This window comes from Aeromonas sp. XH (assembly GCF_033348475.1).
Classification (GTDB): domain Bacteria; phylum Pseudomonadota; class Gammaproteobacteria; order Enterobacterales; family Aeromonadaceae; genus Aeromonas; species Aeromonas sanarellii.
In genome coordinates, this window is the sequence record NZ_CP137630.1 from 305,001 (window position 1) to 324,639 (window position 19,639).

Genomic DNA, 19,639 nt, shown 5'->3' on the forward strand with positions numbered 1-19,639 from the left:
AACATCTAAGTACCCCGAGGAAAAGAAATCAACCGAGATTCCCTCAGTAGCGGCGAGCGAACGGGGATTAGCCCTTAAGCATCTTGGAAGTTAGTGGAACGGTCCTGGAAAGGCCGGCGATACAGGGTGATAGCCCCGTACACGAAAACAACCTTGATGTGAAATCGAGTAGGGCGGGACACGTGACATCCTGTCTGAATATGGGGGGACCATCCTCCAAGGCTAAATACTCCTGACTGACCGATAGTGAACCAGTACCGTGAGGGAAAGGCGAAAAGAACCCCTGTGAGGGGAGTGAAATAGAACCTGAAACCGTGTACGTACAAGCAGTGGGAGCCCTTCGGGGTGACTGCGTACCTTTTGTATAATGGGTCAGCGACTTACATTTTGTAGCGAGGTTAACCGTATAGGGGAGCCGTAGGGAAACCGAGTCTTAACTGGGCGTCTAGTTGCAAGGTGTAGACCCGAAACCGGGTGATCTAGCCATGGGCAGGTTGAAGGTTGAGTAACATCAACTGGAGGACCGAACCCACTAACGTTGCAAAGTTAGGGGATGACCTGTGGCTGGGGGTGAAAGGCCAATCAAACTCGGAGATAGCTGGTTCTCCCCGAAAGCTATTTAGGTAGCGCCTCGGACGAATACTACTGGGGGTAGAGCACTGTTTGGGCTAGGGGGTCATCCCGACTTACCAACCCCATGCAAACTCCGAATACCAGTAAGTACTATCCGGGAGACACACGGCGGGTGCTAACGTCCGTCGTGAAGAGGGAAACAACCCAGACCGCCGGCTAAGGTCCCAAAGTTCTGGTTAAGTGGGAAACGATGTGGGAAGGCTCAGACAGCTAGGATGTTGGCTTAGAAGCAGCCATCATTTAAAGAAAGCGTAATAGCTCACTAGTCGAGTCGGCCTGCGCGGAAGATGTAACGGGGCTCAAACCAGGCACCGAAGCCGCGGATTCACACTAAGCGTGAGTGGTAGGGGAGCGTTCTGTAAGTCTGCGAAGGTGTATCGAGAGGTATGCTGGAGATATCAGAAGTGCGAATGCTGACGTAAGTAACGATAAAGGGGGTGAAAAGCCTCCTCGCCGGAAGACCAAGGGTTCCTGTCCAACGTTAATCGGGGCAGGGTGAGTCGACCCCTAAGGCGAGGCCGAAAGGCGTAGTCGATGGGAAGCAGGTTAATATTCCTGCACGACTTGTAATTGCGATGGGGGGACGGAGAAGGCTAGGTGGGCCAGGCGACGGTTGTCCTGGTGAAAGTGCGTAGGTGGTGTTTCTAGGCAAATCCGGAGACACAACACTGAGACACGAGACGAACGCACCACGGTGCGGAAGCCATTGATGCCCTGCTTCCAGGAAAAGCCTCTAAGCTTCAGATTACAAGTCATCGTACCCCAAACCGACACAGGTGGTCGGGTAGAGAATACCAAGGCGCTTGAGAGAACTCGGGTGAAGGAACTAGGCAAAATAGAACCGTAACTTCGGGAGAAGGTTCGCTCTTGTTGGTGAAGTCCCTTGCGGATGGAGCTGACGGGAGTCGCAGTGACCAGATGGCTGGGACTGTTTATCAAAAACACAGCACTCTGCAAACACGAAAGTGGACGTATAGGGTGTGACACCTGCCCGGTGCCGGAAGGTTAATTGATGGGGTTAGCGCAAGCGAAGCTCTTGATCGAAGCCCCGGTAAACGGCGGCCGTAACTATAACGGTCCTAAGGTAGCGAAATTCCTTGTCGGGTAAGTTCCGACCTGCACGAATGGTGTAACCATGGCCATGCTGTCTCCACCCGAGACTCAGTGAAATCGAATTCGCCGTGAAGATGCGGTGTACCCGCGGCTAGACGGAAAGACCCCGTGAACCTTTACTACAGCTTGGCACTGAACATTGAACCTACATGTGTAGGATAGGTGGGAGGCTTTGAAGGCGTGACGCCAGTTGCGCTGGAGCCGTCCTTGAAATACCACCCTTGTATGTTTGATGTTCTAACGCAGGGCCCTGAATCGGGCTCGCGGACAGTGCCTGGTGGGTAGTTTGACTGGGGCGGTCTCCTCCCAAAGAGTAACGGAGGAGCACGAAGGTTGGCTAATCCTGGTCGGACATCAGGAGGTTAGTGCAATGGCATAAGCCAGCTTAACTGCGAGACGGACAGGTCGAGCAGGTACGAAAGTAGGTCATAGTGATCCGGTGGTTCTGAATGGAAGGGCCATCGCTCAACGGATAAAAGGTACTCCGGGGATAACAGGCTGATACCGCCCAAGAGTTCATATCGACGGCGGTGTTTGGCACCTCGATGTCGGCTCATCACATCCTGGGGCTGAAGTCGGTCCCAAGGGTATGGCTGTTCGCCATTTAAAGTGGTACGCGAGCTGGGTTCAGAACGTCGTGAGACAGTTCGGTCCCTATCTGCCGTGGGCGTTGGATGATTGAAGGGAGTTGCTCCTAGTACGAGAGGACCGGAGTGAACGAACCTCTGGTGTTCGGGTTGTCACGCCAGTGGCACTGCCCGGTAGCTAAGTTCGGAATCGATAACCGCTGAAAGCATCTAAGCGGGAAGCGAGCCCTGAGATGAGTCATCCCTGACCCCTTGAGGGTCCTAAAGGGCCGTTGGAGACCACAACGTTGATAGGTGGGGTGTGTAAGCGCGGCGACGTGTTGAGCTAACCCATACTAATTACCCGTGAGGCTTAACCATACAACACCCAAGAAGTGTTTCGAGCCTTGTAACGAATACGAAACTACTTATGTCAGCTTTCTCAGATTGAAGATTTTGCCTGGCGGCAATAGCGCAGTGGAACCACCTGACCCCATGCCGAACTCAGAAGTGAAACGCTGTAGCGCCGATGGTAGTGTGGCATTCGCCATGCGAGAGTAGGACACTGCCAGGCACCCAATTAAACAGCGACGTGCACATCACGACGTTGGCTGCGAGGATGACACCTCACAAACAAGCAGCAACAGCTTTAGCGAAAGCTAACCGAATGCGGAGCGGTAGTTCAGTCGGTTAGAATACCGGCCTGTCACGCCGGGGGTCGCGGGTTCGAGTCCCGTCCGCTCCGCCACTAATTGAAAGGCCTTCCCGATTGGGAAGGCCTTTTTTCTTTTAAGCCGATCTAGAGGATCCAAAAGCCCGGTCATATGACCGGGCTTTTTCGCTTCGCACGATGTATCGCCGTGGCCACCACACTCCCCTAGTAATAGATGCAGAGCCAGACGGTCGTCTCGGTTGGGTGGGTCCACTCTACCCTGTGCTGAAGGTGGGCGGGGATGTTGATGTAGTCCCCGGGCCCGAGATGTACGCGCTCCTGCACCTCGGTATCCGGGGTGATGAAGACCAGGATGGCCTCCCCCTGCACCAGCAACACCCATTCGTGTTCATCCTGATCGAACCACTCCCCGGTGGGGGTCTGCTGTCCCTGGGAGAGGATGCGTTCGATGCGAAAGTGGTTCGTGCTGACCAGATCCGTGAACACTTCATTGGGCAGGGGGGAGGGGATCTGGCCGAGCAGGTTGCCTGTGTGCATGGGGGTTTCTCTCCGGTTGATGGGCGAGTGACTAGCTAAGAGTGTAGAAGCTGGGGACGAGACCTCACACTCAATGATGAGATTCCTATGGGGCTTTAAAGTGGAAAAGTTAGGGAAAATACCGGCTGAACCGCTGTAATTTCGCCAAATTCTTGCTATTTTGCGCGCCATCACGCAAACGATTTCCATCACACTTTCAGGATGAATTATGGCAACGCAAGAAATGACGGCCCGTACCGGCAACGGCGGATTTCTGGACTCCTATTTTTCCATCACCCAGCGTGGAAGCTCCGTGCGCCAGGAACTGGTCGCGGGGCTGACCACCTTCCTGGCCATGGTCTACAGCATCATAGTGGTGCCAAACATGCTGGGCGCTGCCGGCTTTGAGCAGGGGCCGGTGTTTGTGGCCACCTGCCTGATCGCCGCCTTCGGCTCCCTGCTGATGGGTCTGTGGGCCAAGCTGCCGATGGCCATCGGCTGCGCCATCTCCCTCACCGCCTTTACCGCCTTCAGTCTGGTGCTGGGTCAGGGGTTGAGCATTCCGGTCGCATTGGGGGCCATCTTCCTGATGGGGGTGCTGTTTACCCTGATCAGCGTCACCGGCGTGCGCCAGTGGATCCTGGACAACCTCCCCTCCGGCATTGCCCACGGTACCGGCATCGGCATCGGTCTGTTCCTGCTGCTGATCGCCACCAACGGCGTCGGCATGGTGATCAAGAACGAAGGGGCCGGTCTGCCGGTTCAGCTCGGTGAGGTCACCGCCTTCCCCGTCATCATGACGGTGCTGGGTCTGGCCGCCATCTTCGGCCTGGAGCGTCGCAAGGTGCCGGGCGGCATCCTGATGGTGATCATCGCCATCTCCATCCTGGGCCTCATCTTCGACCCGAAAGTGACCTGGCAGGGCTTCTTCGCCATGCCGAGCCTGACCGGCGAGAAGGGCTCCTTGGTGGGTAGCATGGATGTGCTGGGTGCCCTCAACCCTGTGGTGATCCCCACAGTGCTGGCGCTGGTGATGACCGCCGTGTTTGACGCCACCGGCACCATACGTGCCGTGGCCGGCCAGGCCGGGCTCATCAACGAACGTGGCCACATCATCAGCGGCGGCAAGGCCCTGACCGCCGATTCCGTCAGCAGCATGGTCGCAGGCGCCGTCGGTGGTGCACCGGCTGCCGTCTACATCGAATCTGCCGCTGGCACCGCCGCCGGCGGCAAGACAGGCCTGACCGCCACCCTGGTCGGCGTGCTCTTCCTGCTGATGATCTTCCTCTCGCCCCTGAGCTATCTGGTGCCGGCCTACGCCACCGCCCCGGCCCTGATGTACGTCGGCCTGCTGATGCTGGGCAACGTCACCAAGCTGGACTTCAACGACTCGGTCGATGCCCTCTCCGGCATGCTGTGCGCCGTCTTCATCGTGCTCACCTGCAACATAGTCACCGGCATCATGCTGGGCTTCGTCGCGCTGGTCGTGGGTCGCCTGTTTGCCGCCGAGTGGAAGAAACTCAACATCGGCACCGTCATCATCGCCCTGGCGCTGGTGATCTTCTATGCCGGTGGCTGGGCCATCTGATCAACCCGGTTATCGAGAAGGGCTCCTGCGGGAGCCCTTTTTTATGGTTGTGAGAGAGTTAACAGTTCTTCCTGGTGTCTCCCTCTGGTGTTTCAGATTGAAACGCCATACCCCCCTCTATCGTTCCAAATTCGAACAAGAATGCCCGTCATTTTTCTCCCGATTTATCCCGTTAGACTGGCTCCATCAATCATCTGCCCCCCGTGCGGTGGCAAGCCAAGGAGTGAGCCATGAAGAAGCTGATCAATGCCGTCGATGCCGTGGTCCGTGAACAACTGATGGGGATGGCGGCCGCCCACCCCGAGCTCAAGGTGCGGATCGAACCCCACTACATCACCCGCGCCGACGCCCCCGTGACGGGCAAGGTGGCGCTGGTCTCCGGTGGCGGCAGCGGCCACGAGCCGATGCACGGCGGTCTGGTAGGCAAGGGGATGCTGGATGGCGCCTGCCCCGGCGAGATCTTTACCTCCCCGACCCCGGATCAGATGTACGAGTGCGGCCAGGCGGTCGATGGCGGCGCCGGCGTGCTGTTTCTGGTGAAGAACTACACCGGGGACGTGCTCAACTTCGAAACCGCGGTCGAGCTGCTGCACGGTGACGGGGTCAAGGTGGGCTTCGCCCTGATCGATGACGACGTGGCGGTCAAAGACAGTCTCTACACCGCCGGCCGTCGCGGCGTCGCCACGACCGTGCTGTGCGAGAAGCTGGTCGGGGCCGCCGCCGAGGCGGGCTATGATCTGGCGCGCTGCGAGGCGCTGGCCCGCCGCATCAACAACCAGAGCCGCACCATAGGCGTGGCCATGCATGCCTGCACCGTACCGGCCGCCGGCAAGCCCTCCTTCACCCTGGCGGACAACGAGGTGGAGTTCGGCGTCGGCATCCACGGCGAACCCGGCATAGCGCGCCGCTCCTTCACCGACCTCAACACCCTGGTGGACGACATGTTCAAGGAGCTGGCCGACAACAGCCCCTATGGTCGCACCCTGCGCCACTGGGATCGCACCAGCGGCAGCTGGCAGGAGGAGCACACCTTTGTCGAGCCGTTGAATGCGGGAGACAGGGTCATCGCCCTGGTCAACAGCCTGGGTGGCACCCCCATCTCCGAGCTCTACGGCGTCTATGGTCGGCTCGCGGCCCTGTGCGAAGAGGCGGGCATCCATCTGGTGCGCAACCTGATCGGTCCCTACTGCACCTCCCTCGACATGACCGGCATCTCCATCACCCTGCTCAAGGCGGATGACGAGCTGATGACCCTGTGGGATGCCCCCGTTCACACCCCGGCCTTGCGCCGCGGCTGCTAAGGAGCCTTCATTCTCATGCTAAGCAAACACCAGATCGTCAACTGGCTGCTCGACTGCGAGCACATCTTCACCGAGCAGCGCGACTACCTCACCGCGCTGGATACCGACATCGGCGACGGCGACCACGGCCTCAACATGCAGCGCGGCTTCACCAAGGTGGCCGAGAAGCTGCCCGCGGTGGCGGACAAGGACATCGGCCAGGTGCTCAAGACCACCGGCATGACCCTGCTCTCCTCGGTCGGTGGCGCCAGCGGCCCCCTGTACGGCACCTTCTTCATCCGGGCGGCGGCCAGCAGCGATGCCTGCCAGAGCCTGACCCTGAGCCAGCTCGGCAAGATGCTGGGCGACGGAGTGGAGGGGATCGTCTCCCGCGGCCGCGCCGAACCCGGTGACAAGACCATGTGCGACGCCTGGTGGCCGGCGCTGGCCGCCCTGCAACAGGCCGAGCAGCAGGGCCTGCCGCTGCCCGAGGCGCTGGACAAGGCGGTCGCGGCCGCTGCCGCCGGCACCGAAGCCACCATCCAGATGCAGGCCCGCAAGGGGCGCGCCAGCTATCTCGGCGAGCGCAGCATAGGCCATCAGGATGCCGGGGCCACCTCGACCCTGCTGCTGCTGACCGCCCTGCGTGACAGAGCGAGGTTGTGACATGATCGGCATCGTAGTGGTCTCTCACAGCGCCCTGCTGGCGGCCGGATTGAAAGCCCTGGCCGACCAGCTCGGCAGCCCGGCGAAGCTGTTGCTGGCGGCCGGGGTCGATGACCCCGATCACCCCATAGGTACCGACGCCATCGCCGTGATGAGTGCCATTGAAGAGGCGGACGACGGCAGCGGCGTGCTGGTGCTGATGGATCTGGGCAGCGCCCTGCTCAGCGCCGAGACCGCCCTCGAGCTGCTGCCCCCGGAGCTGGGCGCTCGGGTACGGCTCTGCCCCGCCCCCCTGGTCGAGGGTACCCTGGCCGCCGTGGTGGCGGCCGGATACGGCCTGACCCTGGACGAGGTGGCCGCCGAGGCGCTCGGCGCCCTGGGCCCGAAACAAGGGATGCTGGCGGGTAAGACAGAGCCGGAGGCCGTCGAGGCTGCCCCTGTGCCCGACGATGGCTGGCTGCGCTGCGAGGTGGTGGTGGAGAATCCCCACGGCCTGCATGTGCGCCCCGCCGCCCGACTGGTGGCCGCCCTCAAGCCCTTCTCCGCCGAGCTGAAGCTGCAAAAGGGGGACAGAGAAGCCAACCCTCGCAGCCTGACCCGGCTCACCATGCTCGATGTGCGCCAGGGTGACAGGCTTATCCTGCTGGCGCGAGGGGAGGATGCCGGGGCGGCGCTGGACGCCTTCAGGCAACTGGCCGAGGTGCGCTTCGGCGACTGAGGGGCAGACCCGTCAATACAGGCCCCGCCATGGCGGGGCCTGCTGTTTTCGCCGTGCAGGCGCGCCTCAACCCTGATAGTCGGCAGGATCCATGTCGAGCAGTTTCAGCCGTCGCCACAGTGTGGTGCGGCTGATCCCCAACTGCCTGGCCATCAGGCTGACCTGCCCCTTGCTGGCGTGAGCGCTGCGCAAGATGGCCTGGCGTTCCAGCTCCGCCAGGGTGAGCAGCGGCGGCCCCACCACGGCATCCACCGCGGGTTGATGGCCGTGGCGGATGGTCACCGGCAGCGCCTGTGGCGGGATCAGGGCCTCGCTGCTGTGGAGCAGGGCGTATTCGATGGCGCTGCGCAGCTCCCCCAGATTGCCGGGCCAGGGGTAGGCCAGCAGGCAGTCGAGGGCCGCCGGGTTGAAGCGCCGCCCCGGCTCTCGCCCCTGCGCTACCAGCTGCTGGCTGATAAGGCCAGGCAGGTCGGCGCTGCGTTCCCTCAGGCTAGGCAACCACAGCTCGCACCCCTGTAGCGCATAGAGCAACTGTCGGCCGAAGTGACCCGCCTGCACCCGCTGCTCCAGCGGTGCACTGCTGGTCGCGATGATCCTCACCCTGAGCGGCAGGATGCGGGCGGAATCGAAACGCTGGATGCGGCCGCTCTTGAGCAGCTGCAGCAGCGCCGCCTGCATGGGGAGAGACAGGCACTCCACCTGCTCCAGCACCAGGGTGCCGCCGTGGGCCAGCTCGAACTTGCCGGCCCGCTCCTGTCCCGCCTCGTCGGAGCCCATCAGCTCCAGTGCCATGCGATCGCCGGGCAGCGCCTGGCAGTTGAGCGTGACGAGGGGCCCGGCGGCCCGTTCGCTGCCGAAGTGGATGGCCTCCGCCAACTGGGCCTTGCCCACCTCCTCCTCGCCCCGCAGCAAGACGGGGCCCTGCCCCCTGGCAGCCTGGCGGGCGTGGCGCAGCAGCTTGCGCATGGCGCTCGATTCCCCCACTAGGGCGGAGAGTTCGGGGACCGTCTGGCGCAGCCGATGGATGGCGCGCAGCCTGTCGGCGGGGTGGAGCAGGGCGATAAAGCCGACCCCGTCGGGACCGGGCAGTGGCTTGAGGCTCACCAGGGCGTCGATGAACTCTTCCGTGCCGGTGCGCTCCAGGGTCAGCTCCACATGGCTCAGGGGGGCCCTCTCCTCGATGGCGAGCTGCAGGCGCCTGGGCAACAGCAGGTGGCGATCGAGGGGCTGGCCGAGGCAGAGATCCGGGTCGAGTCGCAGCCGGCTGGCCGCCAGCGCGTTGAGGTAGCGCAGCCTGCCCTGGGGATCCCAGGCCAGCACGCCGTCATCCATGCCGTCCAGCAGGGCATAGAGCTCGCTCAGATGGTGCTGTGACTCCTGCATCAGGCGCTCCATCTGCAGCAGGTTGGCCAGCTCGCGACCGGCGCTGACGGTGAGCGCCAGATCTCCCGGCGCCGCCTCCTCCACCCGGCAGATCAGGGCCACTATGGCGACCTGGCGGCCATTGCTGTCGTAGACAGGGCTGGCGCAGCAGTGCCAGGGGTGGAGGCTCTGGTTGAAGTGCTGGGGGCCGCTGACGCAGAGCGGTATCCCCTCCAGCGCCGCCAGATTGATGGCATTGGTGCCGATGCGTCCCTCGCTGAAGAAGGCGCCGGGACCAAAGCCGATCGCCGCCAGTTCCCCCAGGGTTTCGGGGTGGCCGGTCTGGGCCAGCAGGCAGCCGCTCTCGTCGGTGAGCAGCAGGGCGCAGGGGCGCCCCTCCATGAATTCGTAGAGATCCTCGAGGGCCATCTCGCCCGTGGTGAGCAGGTCCCGCTTGCGCTGGCGCAGGCTGTGCAGGGTCTGGCCCTTTGCGCTGTGGGGCGGATGCCAGAGGGTGGCGCTGGTCTGGTGGGCACAGCGCAGCCAGGAGGCCTGCAGATAATCAGGCCAGGGCTGGGGCGGCAGGGAGGCGGATGGCAGGGTCAAGGGGATGTCCAGCAAGGGGTCAGCCCTGCATTTAATCACGCCCCCTCGGCGGATTCAGTGACCCGCCTCAGAGAGTCGCCTCTTCATCCCTGGCGAGACTCGCCTCGGCAAATTGCTGCGCCAGCCAGTGGCAGAAGGCGCGGCACTCCGGCATCCCTTCGCTCTCCTGGTGGATCAGCAGGCTCCACTGCGGCCCCTTGACCCGGCAGGCGGAGAGCGGCAGCAACTGCCCCTGCTCCCTGGCCGGTTGGGAGAGCCGTTCGCTCACCAGCGCCACTCCGAGTCCGGCGCTGGCCGCCTCCAGCAGCAGGCCGGGATCGGAGAAGTTGAGCCCCCGGGTCTGCAGTTGCAGATCCTCCCCCCCTTTCAGCGTCCAGTGGTGCCAGTCCAGCGCCCGTTCCCCATGCAGGGTGGTGCGCTCTGCCGCCAGTTGGGCCAGCACGGCAGGGGCAGCCACCGGCAGCAGGCGATCCGCCAGCAGGGGCTGGTGGCGACACTCGGCCTGCGGCGCGAGATCCCAGCGCAGGGCGAGATCTATGGTCTGCTCGGTCAGATCGGGCACCTCGTCGCTGGTAAACAACCAGAGATCGATGTCGGGATGCTGACGATGAAACGCCCCCAGCCGGGGCAGCAACCAGTGGCGGGCGATGGCGCTGCTGGTGTTGAGCACCAGCTGGTTCGGCTTGCGGTACTGCTCGAGGCGCTGGATCCCCACCGCCAGTTGCAGCAGCACGCTCTGGGTGGTCTCCAGCAGATCCTGTCCCGCATCGGTCAGGGCGACCGAGCGCCCCTGCCGGTGAAACAGCGGCTGGCCGAGCAGCTCTTCCAGGGAGCGGATCTGCTGGCTGATGGCGGACTGGGTCAGGTGCAGCTCCTGGGCCGCCTGATGAAAACTGCCGAGGCGAGCCGCCGCCTCGAAGCCCCGCAGCACGTTGAGCGGGGGCCAGTGTTTGAACATCATTGATTAGCTCCACTTATCACTTGTAGTGAAAATCGATCGTTTGTTCGCCGCGTTATGGGGGAATAGTCTATTCCCATCGACAACAACCTTAATAGTACCTAATCAGAGAGGGAATATGCGGGAACAGGGAATGGTGGCAGAGGGCTGGTTCATGCCCGCCGAATGGTGTCGACACGCGGCGACCTGGATGGTCTGGCCCCACAACAAGGCGCTGTGGGAAAACGGCTGGGGCGTCACCCTGGCCCAGGTGCAGCAGGACTTCGCCCGGGTGGTCAATGCCATCGCCCGCTGCGAACCCGTGATGCTGGTGGTTGACCCTTCCGCCCTGGCCGAGGCGCGCGCCCTCTGTGACGGCAGGGTGACCCTGGTCCCCCTGCCGGTGGATGACAGCTGGTGCCGGGATTCGGGCCCCACCTTCATCTGCCACCCGGAGCTGGGCACCGCCGGCATCAGCTGGCGCTTCAACGCCTGGGGCGGCAAATCGGCCCATCAGCTGGACGAGGGGCTGGCGCGCCGCATCCTCAACAGTCTGGAGCTGGAGTGCATCGGCAGCTTTCTGGCCAACGAGGGGGGCGCCATCCATGTGGACGGCGAAGGCACCCTGATCACCACCGAATCCGTGCTGCTCAACGGCAACCGCAACCCGGGCCTCAGCAAGGGGGAGATAGAACAGATCTTCCGCCGCCTGCTCGGCATCGAGAAGACCCTCTGGCTGCCGGGGGATCCGGATCACGTCACCGGCGACATGACGGACGGCCATGTGGACGGGGTCTGTGCCTTCAGCCGCCCCGGCCAACTGCTGGTGGATGCGACCCTGGATACCAATTCCACCTATGGCCGGGTGGTGGCGGAGAACCGCCGCGCCCTGGCGCTGGCCACCGATGCCAGGGGGCGCGCCTTCGAGTTGCAGGATCTGTACGACGCGAGCGAGGCCATCGACACCCAGGCCGAGGTGTTCTGCGCCTCCTACACCAACTTCTACCTCGCCAACGGTGCCGTCATCATGCCGGCCTACGGGGTGGCGAGCGACCGGGAGGCGGCGGCGGTATTGCAAGGCGCCTTCCCGCAAAGGACTGTGGTGCCGGTGCGCATCAACCAGCTGGCCCACGGCGGCGGCGGTATTCACTGCATCACTCAGCAGCAGCCCGCCTGGCCGCTGCTGGGCTGAGGCCGCCCATCACAGGGGAGTTACCACATCATGATCAGGAAGACACCAAGGTGGATGGGCTGCCTGGCCCTGCTGCTGAGCCCCTCGGCCGAGGCCGGGGAGGCCGATACGGATGCGCAGCAGGAGAAGGTGCTGCGCCTCTACAACTGGGCCGACTACTTCGCCCCCGATACCCTGAGCGCCTTCACCAGGGAGACCGGGATCCGGGTCATCTACGACATCATGGACAGCAGCGAGACCCTGGAGGCCAAGCTGATGGCGGGGCGCAGCGGTTATGACCTGATCTTCCCCGGCGATACGGTGGTGGAGCGGCTGATGCGGGCGGGCAGCCTGCAGCCGCTCGACAAGGGCAAGCTGCAACACCTCGGCGACATCGAGCCCGGGCTGGCGCGGCTGCAGCAGGCCTACCCCCATGCCAGGGAGGCGGTGGTGCCCTACACCTGGGGCACCATAGGGCTCACCTACAATGCAGAGCTGATCCGGCAGCGGATGAAGGATGCCCCGGTGGGCAGCCTGGACCTGCTGTTCAAGCCCGAGCTGGCGGCGAAATTTGCCGATTGCGGCATCTCCATCATCGACTCCCCCGACGAAGTGCTGGCGGTGGTGCTGCACTATCTGGGGCGGGATCCCCACAGCGGCAAGGCGGCGGATCTGGATGCGGCGCTGGCCCTGCTCAAGGGGATCAAGCCCTATATCCGCAAGTTCCAGTCCCAGCCGGTGACCCAGCTGGTGAACGGGGATCTCTGCCTGTCCCTGGGCTACAGCGGTGACATGACCCAGGCCAGACGCACCGCCGCCGAGGCGGGCAAGGAGCTCGACTTCGAGTACCGGCTGCCAAAGGAGGGGAGCACCATCTGGATGGACACCATGGCGATCCCGACCGATGCCCCCCATCCTGATCATGCTTACGCCTTTATCAACTTCGTGATGCGCCCGGCCAACATGGCGGCCATCACCAACAGCACCGGCTATCCCACCGCCAGTGCCAGGGCCAGACCCATGGTGGATGCCACCATGACGGCCAACCCGGATATCTACCTGGATGAGGCCAGCTACCGGCGGCTCATTCCGGGCCAGGACATTGCACAACCCCAGATGCGTGCCCGCATGCGAGCCTGGACTCGCTTCAAGAGCAGCCTCTGAACCCCAGGAGTAGAAAGATGTTTTCTCGACGCCATGTACTGAAACAACTGGTGGCCCTCGGCGCCCTTGCCGGGTTTGGCAGCCTGCCGGGAGCCCGTTCGGCCCTCGCCGCCGGCGAGAGTGCGGCCACCCGCTTCCAGATGCCCGATGAAGCCGGGCCCCAGGCCCAGGTCTGGGTGGCCTTCGGCGCCAACGGCGAGATCTGGGGTCGCAACTACCAGGATGTGCAGGCCACCCTAGGCCGGCTGGTCAGGGCCATGACCCCCTTCATTCAGGTGAGCGTGCTCTGCCACGAGGAGGAAGAGGATCTGGCGCGCCAGCTCTGTGGCGAGCACAACACCCGCTTCATCCACGCCGAGCTGGACGACATCTGGCTGCGGGACACCGGCGGGGTCTTCGTGCAGGACGAGCAGGGGGAGCTCGGGCTGGTGGACTTCAACTTCAACGGCTGGGGGGGCAAGCAGGAGCACGGCTATGACGCCAGAGTCGCCGCCCTGGTGGGCCGGCAGACGGATGCCCACTATTTGCAGAGCGAGCTTATCGGCGAGGGGGGCGGCATAGAGGTGGACGGCAACGGCACCGCCATCCTGACCGAGAGCTGCTGGATCAACGGCAACCGCAATCCGGGCCTCACCAAGGGGCAGGTGGAGGCGGAGCTCAAGGCCAACCTGGGGCTGCGCAAGATCATCTGGCTGCCGGGGATCAAGGGCCGCGACATCACCGATGCCCACGTGGACTTCTACGCCCGCTTCGTGCGCCCCGGGGTGGTGGTGATCAACATGGACAACGACCCAGACTCCTACGACTACAAGGTGACCCGCCAGCACCTGGCCATCTTGCAGCAGGCCACCGACGCCGATGGCAACAGGCTGGAGCTGCACCAGCTGCCGCCCCCGCAGGGCGGGCGAGACAACAAATTCAGCCGCAGCCCGGACTTTGCCGCCGGCTACATCAACTACCTGCCCATCAACGGTGCCGTCATCGCCCCCCAGTTCGGCGATGCCAAGGCCGACCGTCATTGCCGGGATCTGCTGGCCCGCCTCTACCCGGGTCGCAAGGTGGTGCAGATAGACATAGACCCTGTGGCCGCCGGGGGCGGCGGTATCCACTGCATCACATTGCATCAGCCTGCCTGATATTCTGTAGCGGGTGGTTTGCTGGATTTAAATACTAAATGGGGCGCTTCGGCGCCCCCTGTCATTGCTGCCGTCTGATGGCGCGCCCTGGTCAGATCCCCGTCATGCCGATCTCGTCGAGCTGGACATGGGCGCCCTGGCGCAGGGTGTAGAGCACGGCCTCGGCCAGATCTTCCACCTGCAACCAGCCGGGCTTGCGCTCAGCGGCGCAGGCCGGGGGCGGCACCTGTACCAGGCCGGGGCAGAGGGTGTGGACCCGGATGCCCTGGTGTTGCACCTCTTCCCGCAGCGCCCTGGCGAAGCCCAGCACCGCAAACTTGGCGGCGCAGTAGACGCCGGCCCTGGCATAGCCATGCTTGGCGGCCTGGGAGGCGATGTTGATGATGGTGCCGTGGCGGCGGGCCAGCATGTCTGGCAGGCAGGCCTGGGTCAGCAGGAAGGTCCCCTTGGCGCAGGTGTTCATCACCCTGTCCCACTCCGCTTCCGGCAGATCCTGCACCAGGTGGTCGCTGCCTACCCCGCTGTTGTTGATCATCAGATCGATGGGGCCGAGCAGGGCCCTGGCCTGGGCGTGCTGGGCCCGCACCTGGGCGCTGTCGCTGACATCCAGCACCAGGGGCAGCACCCTGACCCCGTATGTGGCGCTCAGGCGCGCGGCCTCCTGCTCCAGCAGGGACTGGCGGCGGGAAGCCAGGATCAGCTCCACCCCCTGGCTGGCCAGCGCCTCGGCGATGGCCAGTCCGATGCCGCTGGCGCCGCCAGTGATCAGGGCCCGTGTTGCTCTTAATGGGTTCATCTCGTTCTCCTTCTGAATGGTGCCCGCATTGTGGCGGGTGGCTCAGGGAGAGGACAGGGGAGGCGGGGGGCAGATTCGAACCCTGGTTCGTGTTTTGGCGATCCGGCTCGAACTTTGGTTCTGGTCTATCACCTTGCCAGGGGGCGTGCCGTCACGACAAGACAGAGACGCCGCCCAGCGGGCTGCGTCTTCGAGGGGATTATTCCGCCTTGGGCGGCTCGGGTGCCTCCAGGGCGGGCGCCGGCTCCCCTTCCTTGATCCAGGCATCCAGCAGGGTATAGCCCACTGCCAGCACCACGGGGCCGATGAAGAGCCCTATGATGCCGAGCGCCAGCAGGCCGCCGATGACCCCGACCAGGATCAGGATCAGCGGCAGGTCGGCCCCGCGCTTGATGAGGAAGGGGCGCAGGAAGTTGTCCATGGTGCCCGCCAGCAGGGACCAGACCAGCAGGAAGGTGCCCCAGGTGGTGTCACCGCTCCAGTAGAGGTAGCCGACGCTGGCCAGCAGCACGGGGAAGGGGCCTATCTGGGCGACGATCAGCAGGAACATCAGCACCACTAGGATCATGGTGTAGGGAATGCCGGCGATGAGCAGGCCGAGCCCCGCCACCGAGGATTGCACCAGGGCGGTCACCACCACCCCCATGGCGACGGCGCGGATGGCCTGGGAGGCGAGCACCACGGCATTGTCGCCGCGCTGGCCCGCCAGGCGGTGGGCGAAGCGGCGAATGCCGTCCGCGGCCTTCTCGCCAGAGTGGTAGAGCAGGCCGCAGATGGCCACGGTCAGCAGGAAGTGAACGAACAGCAGGCCGAGGTTGCCCGCCTGGGCCGCCAGCCAGCGGGCGGTCTGGCCGAAGTAGGGGGCCAGCTTGGCGAACAGCACCTGACCACCGCTCGCCAGGATCTGCTGCCAGAACTCGTACAGCCTGTCACCGACCAGGGGCAGCTGTTGCAGCCAGAGCAGCTCGGGGGGCGGCGAGTGGCTCAGCTCGGTGCCGAGATCGATGAGCATGGGGGCCTTCTCCGCCACGTTGGCCAGCGCCATGAACAGGGGGATGACGAACATCAGCAGCAGGATGACGCTCATCAGCAGGGCCGCCAGGGTACGCTTGCCCCACAGCAGGCGCTGGGCCATCTGCATCAGCGGCCAGGTGGCGATGGTGATCATGGTGGCCCACACCAGGGCGGGCAGGAAGGGGCGCAGTACCATGAAACACGAGATGATGAGCAGGCTGAGGAACAGCACGCCCAGGGTGATCTTGGCCAAATCCACTTTTTTCATATTCATGACATTCCCTTTAACGAGGGGTAGGGCTCCCGGGAGGGGAACCGGTCGGGACGACGGAGAGCAGCCACCAGAGCCCGGCACTCAGCCAGAACCCCAGGCCGCCATAGAGTAACCCGTTTCCGGCCAGGATCAGCAGGGAGCTGCTGGTGAGCATGGGCACCACGAGCAGCAGCCCGGCGATGACCAGGCCGCCGGCCAGGGCCAGCAGTGCCGCACGGAGGGCGGGAGTCGGGTGCCGTTCGAGTTGTAGCAGATTACCCGATGCGAGCCCCAGGGTGAACATGGCGAGTCCCCCCAGGGTGGTGGACTGGGTGAGCCAGGCGGCCAGGGTGCTGACCAGCAGCAGAATTGCCCAGGGGAACTGGCGCGCAGCCACTGCAGCCAGGGGCGCGCGCAGCGCCAGCAGCAGGGCGCCCAGCGCGAGGCCTGCCACCACATCCGAGAAGAAGTGTACCCCCAGCCAGACCCGCGCCACTCCGGCCAGCCCGGCCAGCAGCAGCGCCAGCATGCCCCCCTGCCAGGGTCTGAGGGCCGGCAGGCTGGTCAGCAGCAGGCCCCAGTAGAGCAGGGTCGAGGCGACGTGGCCGCTCGGCATGCCAAAGCCCTGGGCGCTGCGCTGCGCCAGCAGGGGGTCGAGGTGGAAGGGTCTGGGCCAGGCTATCCCCTCCTTGAGCAGGTTGACCACCAGGGTGAGCAGCACCATGGCAAACAGCAGGCTGCGCACCCTTGGCCAGCCCAGCAGGGGGAGCAGGAAGGGCAGCAGGGCCAGCTGGAAGGGGGCGGAGCCCAGCAGGTTGCCGGCCAGGAGCCAGGTGGCGCCCGGCCCCAGCCACTGCTGCAGGCGCTGGATCTGCGGCAGCTCGGCCTGGTGCAGGGCGCTGGCCCCGGCGCTGAAGTCGGTGACCCACTGCACCTGGCTCTCTGGGACGTCGGCCAGCCGGGGAGCCAGCCAGTCCAGCTGCGCCGGGAAACGGCGCTGATCCTGGGGCAGCTGGGTGGCATCGATCAGCCTGGCATTGAGGATCTCGCCGCCTAGGTTGGGGGCCTGCAGTATGGAGACGAAGCCGGAGCCGGTCTGGGCCTGGATGGGGGAGAGGGTCTGGCAGGCGAACACCTGCGCCCTCTGCCAGCGCCCCAGCTCGGCGGTGACGCGCCCCCTCAGCCCCGTCTCCTCGTACAGTTCCCGCAGTGCCGCCTGGGCCGGGGTCTCCTCCGCGTCGATGTAGCCGCCACTCAGGCTATAGCGGGAGGAGATCCTGTCTTGCACCAGCAGCAGCTGCTGCTGGTGGCGGATCACGCAGGCACCCGCCGAGGGGGGCGACTCGGTGGCGCGCAGGGGGGCGCAGAGGGTGCCAAAGAGCAGGATCAGGAAGAAGGCGGTTCGGATCATGATGGGCCCATGGCAAGGAGATGGGGACAAGGGTCACAGAAATCAGATACTTGGGCAATGACTTCCCGACGAGGGGGCGTCAGCCAGGGGAACGGACGGTGCGATCTGGGGCGGAAGGATTGCCGTCTGCCCGGGCAGTCCCTAGTATTGGCGGCTATTGTTCTTCTCATTCAACACATCTTGGGGCCCTTCATGCGACAGTTCGGTTTCTTCCTGGGGATTGCCATCGGCGTCATCCTGATACTGTTTGGCAGCATCGTCATCTTCCAGGCCCTGCCTGCGGCGCTGGACGTGCTGGAGATGCCGAGCCGTATCCCCTTCGTGCGCGAGGTCTACACCTGGCTGATGAGCAGCGCCAATGGCCTCACCGCCCAGCTGGAACAGAACTTCCTGGAGGCGTTCCAGACGGTGCTCAAGCTGATCCTGCTCATCACCTTCATGTGGGTCTGCGTCAAGCTGGTCAACATGGGGGTACTGATCATCCGGGCCGGCGTCGATCTGATCCGTACCGCCATCGAGCACAGCGAGGACAAGGTGGCCAAGCCCACGGAGCAGGACCGCCACTTCTAAGGTTTACGCCTCCTCGCAGATAGACGACAGGCCACCCCGGGGTGGCCTGTTTGCATTGTGGTGCGGCTTGCCCGAACTCAGTTGAGCAGCTTCTCCAGCTCGGCTTCCGCATCCGCCCTGGCCTGATCGCTCAGGGCTCCCGCCTGCTCTTCTCCCTTGCCGGCCTGTGGCTGCACGGTGGCGGCGGCGCTGCTAGCGGCCTGCTTGGCACCGTCGGTCACCGCCTTGCTGGTCTGTTGCTGCGCGGTGGCGGTGCTGCTGGCGGCCTGTTTGGCGCCGTCGGTCACCGCCTGGGTGGCCTGTTGCTGCGCGGTGGCGGTGGCGCTGCTGGCGGCCTGCTTGGCACCGTCGGTCACCGCCTGGGTGGCCTGTTGCTGCGCGGTGGTGGTGCTGCTGGCGGCCTGCTTGGCACCGTCGGTCACCGCCTTGCTGGTCTGTTGCTGCGCGGTGGCGGTGCTGCTGGCGGCCTGTTTGGCACCGTCGGTCACCGCCTGGGTGGCCTGTTGCTGCGCCGTGGTGGTGGCGCTGCTGGCAGCCTGTTTGGCACCGTGGGTCACCGCCTGGGTAGCCTGTTGCTGCGCCGTGGTGGTGGCGCTGCTGGCAGCCTGCTTGGCGGAGTCCGTCACGGCCTGATTGGCCTGCTGCAGGGTGCCGGTGACGCTCTTGTTCACCTGCTGGGTCGCCGCGCTGGTGGCGCCGTTGACCGCCTGGCTGGCGGAGTTGGAGATCGCCTGGGTCGCGCTCTGCTGCAGGCTGCCCACCATGTTGCCCAGCAGGGAGGTGCCGGACCCCGTCATGGCTTGCCCGACCCCGCTGAGGGCGGTGGCGGTGGGGCTGGTCTGGGATTGCCAATCCTGCATGGTGCTGGGCCAGACCGGGGTGGCCGCCGTCAGGTTTTCACCAAACACCTGGGTCGCCCCGTCCCCCTTCTGCAGCATGACGGCAAGCTGGTTGGTGTCGGCGTTCCACACCATGCCGGCCTGCTTGGCCGCGTCCGGTATCGGGGCGTAGCGGGAGACCACGTAGAACAACGGCCCCTCCTGCTGCAGCTCGTTGGCGGTCTTGAGCAACTGCATGGTGGTGTCGTAGTTGGGTCCCAGCATGGCGGTCATTCTGTCCTTGATCAGCGGCTGCTCGAACAGGTTGGCCTCGTTCGGATCGAATCCGACCAGGGGCTTGAGCAGGGCCCACATCAGCTGGCTGGTGGGGCTCATCATCAGCAGGGGGGCCACGCAGGCGGACAACATCAGGCTCAGGCAGGCAGCCTTGAGCAACGGCATGATACGCATCGACAACATATCCAAGTAATTATTTGATTATTAACTGTTATTCATTGCCGTCCCACGGCAATGCCAGCCGAACCGGCCCGCCGCTTCGTGGTTGGATCCGGCGGGCGCAGGCAGGCTACCATATTGCTTCCGGAATGCCAGATGAGCCGACATTTATTGGTCAAGTAGGCGACCCCG

The 19,639-nt window shown here is 64.3% G+C and carries 15 protein-coding genes, 1 tRNA gene and 2 rRNA genes (1 of these 18 running past the window's edge); 11 read left to right on the forward strand and 7 right to left on the reverse strand.

All coding sequences use genetic code 11. The features are described from left to right. From R2B70_RS01380 to R2B70_RS01390, 3 genes are all read left to right on the forward strand, one after another. Window positions 1-2,693: ribosomal RNA gene (locus R2B70_RS01380) — 23S ribosomal RNA — on the forward strand; it begins 196 nt to the left of the window's first position. A gap of 78 nt (window positions 2,694-2,771) precedes the next feature. Next, window positions 2,772-2,886, forward strand: a 5S ribosomal RNA gene (gene rrf, locus R2B70_RS01385). Between the two features lie 97 nt (window positions 2,887-2,983). Then, a tRNA-Asp gene (locus tag R2B70_RS01390) sits at window positions 2,984-3,060 on the forward strand. Window positions 3,061-3,189: 129 nt separating this feature from the next. On the opposite strand, the gene R2B70_RS01395 is transcribed toward R2B70_RS01390, so the two are convergent. Next, a complete protein-coding gene (locus tag R2B70_RS01395) occupies window positions 3,190-3,522 on the reverse strand; it encodes a cupin domain-containing protein (protein WP_042074476.1) in 333 nt (110 codons plus the stop codon). A gap of 208 nt (window positions 3,523-3,730) precedes the next feature. On the opposite strand from R2B70_RS01395, the gene R2B70_RS01400 reads away from it, so the two are divergent. The 4 genes from R2B70_RS01400 to dhaM all read left to right on the forward strand — a co-directional run bounded on the left by R2B70_RS01400 (window position 3,731) and on the right by dhaM (window position 7,753). Next, complete coding sequence (locus R2B70_RS01400) at window positions 3,731-5,089, forward strand: NCS2 family permease (RefSeq protein WP_042074477.1); 1,359 nt, start codon at window positions 3,731-3,733, stop codon at window positions 5,087-5,089. Window positions 5,090-5,319: 230 nt separating this feature from the next. Next, window positions 5,320-6,390 carry a dihydroxyacetone kinase subunit DhaK gene (gene dhaK / locus R2B70_RS01405; RefSeq protein ID WP_318162454.1) on the forward strand — a complete coding sequence of 357 codons (1,071 nt, stop codon included), beginning with the start codon at window positions 5,320-5,322 and terminating at the stop codon, window positions 6,388-6,390. A 15-nt stretch (window positions 6,391-6,405) separates the two neighbouring features. Next, the gene (dhaL, locus tag R2B70_RS01410; protein WP_219142997.1) at window positions 6,406-7,035 is read left to right on the forward strand and encodes a dihydroxyacetone kinase subunit DhaL; all 630 of its coding nucleotides are present in this window, start codon (window positions 6,406-6,408) and stop codon (window positions 7,033-7,035) included. 1 nt (window position 7,036) lies between these two features. Further along, window positions 7,037-7,753 carry a dihydroxyacetone kinase phosphoryl donor subunit DhaM gene (gene dhaM / locus R2B70_RS01415; RefSeq protein ID WP_209794988.1) on the forward strand — a complete coding sequence of 239 codons (717 nt, stop codon included), beginning with the start codon at window positions 7,037-7,039 and terminating at the stop codon, window positions 7,751-7,753. 66 nt (window positions 7,754-7,819) lie between these two features. Here the strand turns inward: dhaM and dhaR are convergent, their stop codons facing one another. Together dhaR and R2B70_RS01425 are read right to left on the reverse strand one after the other, a co-directional pair. Further along, window positions 7,820-9,721 carry a dihydroxyacetone kinase operon transcriptional regulator DhaR gene (gene dhaR / locus R2B70_RS01420; protein ID WP_318162455.1) on the reverse strand — a complete coding sequence of 634 codons (1,902 nt, stop codon included), beginning with the start codon at window positions 9,719-9,721 and terminating at the stop codon, window positions 7,820-7,822. A gap of 67 nt (window positions 9,722-9,788) precedes the next feature. Further along, window positions 9,789-10,682, reverse strand: coding sequence for a LysR substrate-binding domain-containing protein (locus tag R2B70_RS01425; RefSeq protein ID WP_318162456.1), 894 nt, complete (start codon window positions 10,680-10,682; stop codon window positions 9,789-9,791). A gap of 115 nt (window positions 10,683-10,797) precedes the next feature. Between R2B70_RS01425 and R2B70_RS01430 the strand changes: the two genes are divergently transcribed. Genes R2B70_RS01430 through R2B70_RS01440 form a run of 3 tightly spaced genes read left to right on the forward strand, consistent with a single transcriptional unit; the run spans window position 10,798 to window position 14,129 of the window. Beyond that, window positions 10,798-11,850 carry an agmatine deiminase family protein gene (locus R2B70_RS01430; protein ID WP_318162457.1) on the forward strand — a complete coding sequence of 351 codons (1,053 nt, stop codon included), beginning with the start codon at window positions 10,798-10,800 and terminating at the stop codon, window positions 11,848-11,850. Window positions 11,851-11,880: 30 nt separating this feature from the next. Next, complete coding sequence (locus tag R2B70_RS01435; protein ID WP_318162458.1) at window positions 11,881-12,993, forward strand: extracellular solute-binding protein; 1,113 nt, start codon at window positions 11,881-11,883, stop codon at window positions 12,991-12,993. Between the two features lie 17 nt (window positions 12,994-13,010). Then, complete coding sequence (locus R2B70_RS01440) at window positions 13,011-14,129, forward strand: agmatine deiminase family protein (RefSeq protein ID WP_318162459.1); 1,119 nt, start codon at window positions 13,011-13,013, stop codon at window positions 14,127-14,129. Window positions 14,130-14,220: 91 nt separating this feature from the next. On the opposite strand, the gene R2B70_RS01445 is transcribed toward R2B70_RS01440, so the two are convergent. The 3 genes from R2B70_RS01445 to R2B70_RS01455 all read right to left on the reverse strand — a co-directional run bounded on the left by R2B70_RS01445 (window position 14,221) and on the right by R2B70_RS01455 (window position 17,603). Further along, window positions 14,221-14,925 (reverse strand): SDR family oxidoreductase, encoded by a 705-nt coding sequence (locus R2B70_RS01445; RefSeq protein WP_209794990.1) that lies wholly within the window; start codon window positions 14,923-14,925, stop codon window positions 14,221-14,223. 199 nt (window positions 14,926-15,124) lie between these two features. Further along, window positions 15,125-16,213, reverse strand: a complete 1,089-nt coding sequence (ydiK, locus tag R2B70_RS01450; protein ID WP_042074487.1) for an AI-2E family transporter YdiK — start codon at window positions 16,211-16,213, stop codon at window positions 15,125-15,127. A gap of 10 nt (window positions 16,214-16,223) precedes the next feature. Continuing rightward, window positions 16,224-17,603 (reverse strand): bifunctional NUDIX hydrolase/phosphatase PAP2 family protein, encoded by a 1,380-nt coding sequence (locus tag R2B70_RS01455; RefSeq protein WP_318162460.1) that lies wholly within the window; start codon window positions 17,601-17,603, stop codon window positions 16,224-16,226. A 192-nt stretch (window positions 17,604-17,795) separates the two neighbouring features. Between R2B70_RS01455 and R2B70_RS01460 the strand changes: the two genes are divergently transcribed. Beyond that, window positions 17,796-18,173, forward strand: a complete 378-nt coding sequence (locus R2B70_RS01460) for a hypothetical protein (RefSeq protein ID WP_005330064.1) — start codon at window positions 17,796-17,798, stop codon at window positions 18,171-18,173. Between the two features lie 77 nt (window positions 18,174-18,250). Here R2B70_RS01460 and R2B70_RS01465 read toward each other — a convergent pair whose 3' ends face one another. Next, window positions 18,251-19,462, reverse strand: coding sequence for a hypothetical protein (locus R2B70_RS01465; protein WP_318162461.1), 1,212 nt, complete (start codon window positions 19,460-19,462; stop codon window positions 18,251-18,253). Window positions 19,463-19,639: the final 177 nt, after the last annotated feature.

Excerpts from the sequence above, each read along its gene's own strand:
- R2B70_RS01395 (WP_042074476.1), bottom strand. The coding sequence starts at position 3,522 with ATGCACACAGGCAACCTGCTCGGCCAGATCCCCTCCCCCCTGCCCAAT.
- R2B70_RS01400 (WP_042074477.1), top strand. The coding sequence starts at position 3,731 with ATGGCAACGCAAGAAATGACGGCCCGTACCGGCAACGGCGGATTTCTG.
- dhaK (WP_318162454.1), top strand. The coding sequence starts at position 5,320 with ATGAAGAAGCTGATCAATGCCGTCGATGCCGTGGTCCGTGAACAACTG.
- dhaL (WP_219142997.1), top strand. The coding sequence starts at position 6,406 with ATGCTAAGCAAACACCAGATCGTCAACTGGCTGCTCGACTGCGAGCAC.
- dhaM (WP_209794988.1), top strand. The coding sequence starts at position 7,037 with ATGATCGGCATCGTAGTGGTCTCTCACAGCGCCCTGCTGGCGGCCGGA.
- R2B70_RS01425 (WP_318162456.1), bottom strand. The coding sequence starts at position 10,682 with ATGATGTTCAAACACTGGCCCCCGCTCAACGTGCTGCGGGGCTTCGAG.
- R2B70_RS01430 (WP_318162457.1), top strand. The coding sequence starts at position 10,798 with ATGCGGGAACAGGGAATGGTGGCAGAGGGCTGGTTCATGCCCGCCGAA.
- R2B70_RS01435 (WP_318162458.1), top strand. The coding sequence starts at position 11,881 with ATGATCAGGAAGACACCAAGGTGGATGGGCTGCCTGGCCCTGCTGCTG.
- R2B70_RS01440 (WP_318162459.1), top strand. The coding sequence starts at position 13,011 with ATGTTTTCTCGACGCCATGTACTGAAACAACTGGTGGCCCTCGGCGCC.
- R2B70_RS01445 (WP_209794990.1), bottom strand. The coding sequence starts at position 14,925 with ATGAACCCATTAAGAGCAACACGGGCCCTGATCACTGGCGGCGCCAGC.
- ydiK (WP_042074487.1), bottom strand. The coding sequence starts at position 16,213 with ATGAATATGAAAAAAGTGGATTTGGCCAAGATCACCCTGGGCGTGCTG.
- R2B70_RS01455 (WP_318162460.1), bottom strand. The coding sequence starts at position 17,603 with ATGATCCGAACCGCCTTCTTCCTGATCCTGCTCTTTGGCACCCTCTGC.
- R2B70_RS01460 (WP_005330064.1), top strand. The coding sequence starts at position 17,796 with ATGCGACAGTTCGGTTTCTTCCTGGGGATTGCCATCGGCGTCATCCTG.
- R2B70_RS01465 (WP_318162461.1), bottom strand. The coding sequence starts at position 19,462 with ATGCGTATCATGCCGTTGCTCAAGGCTGCCTGCCTGAGCCTGATGTTG.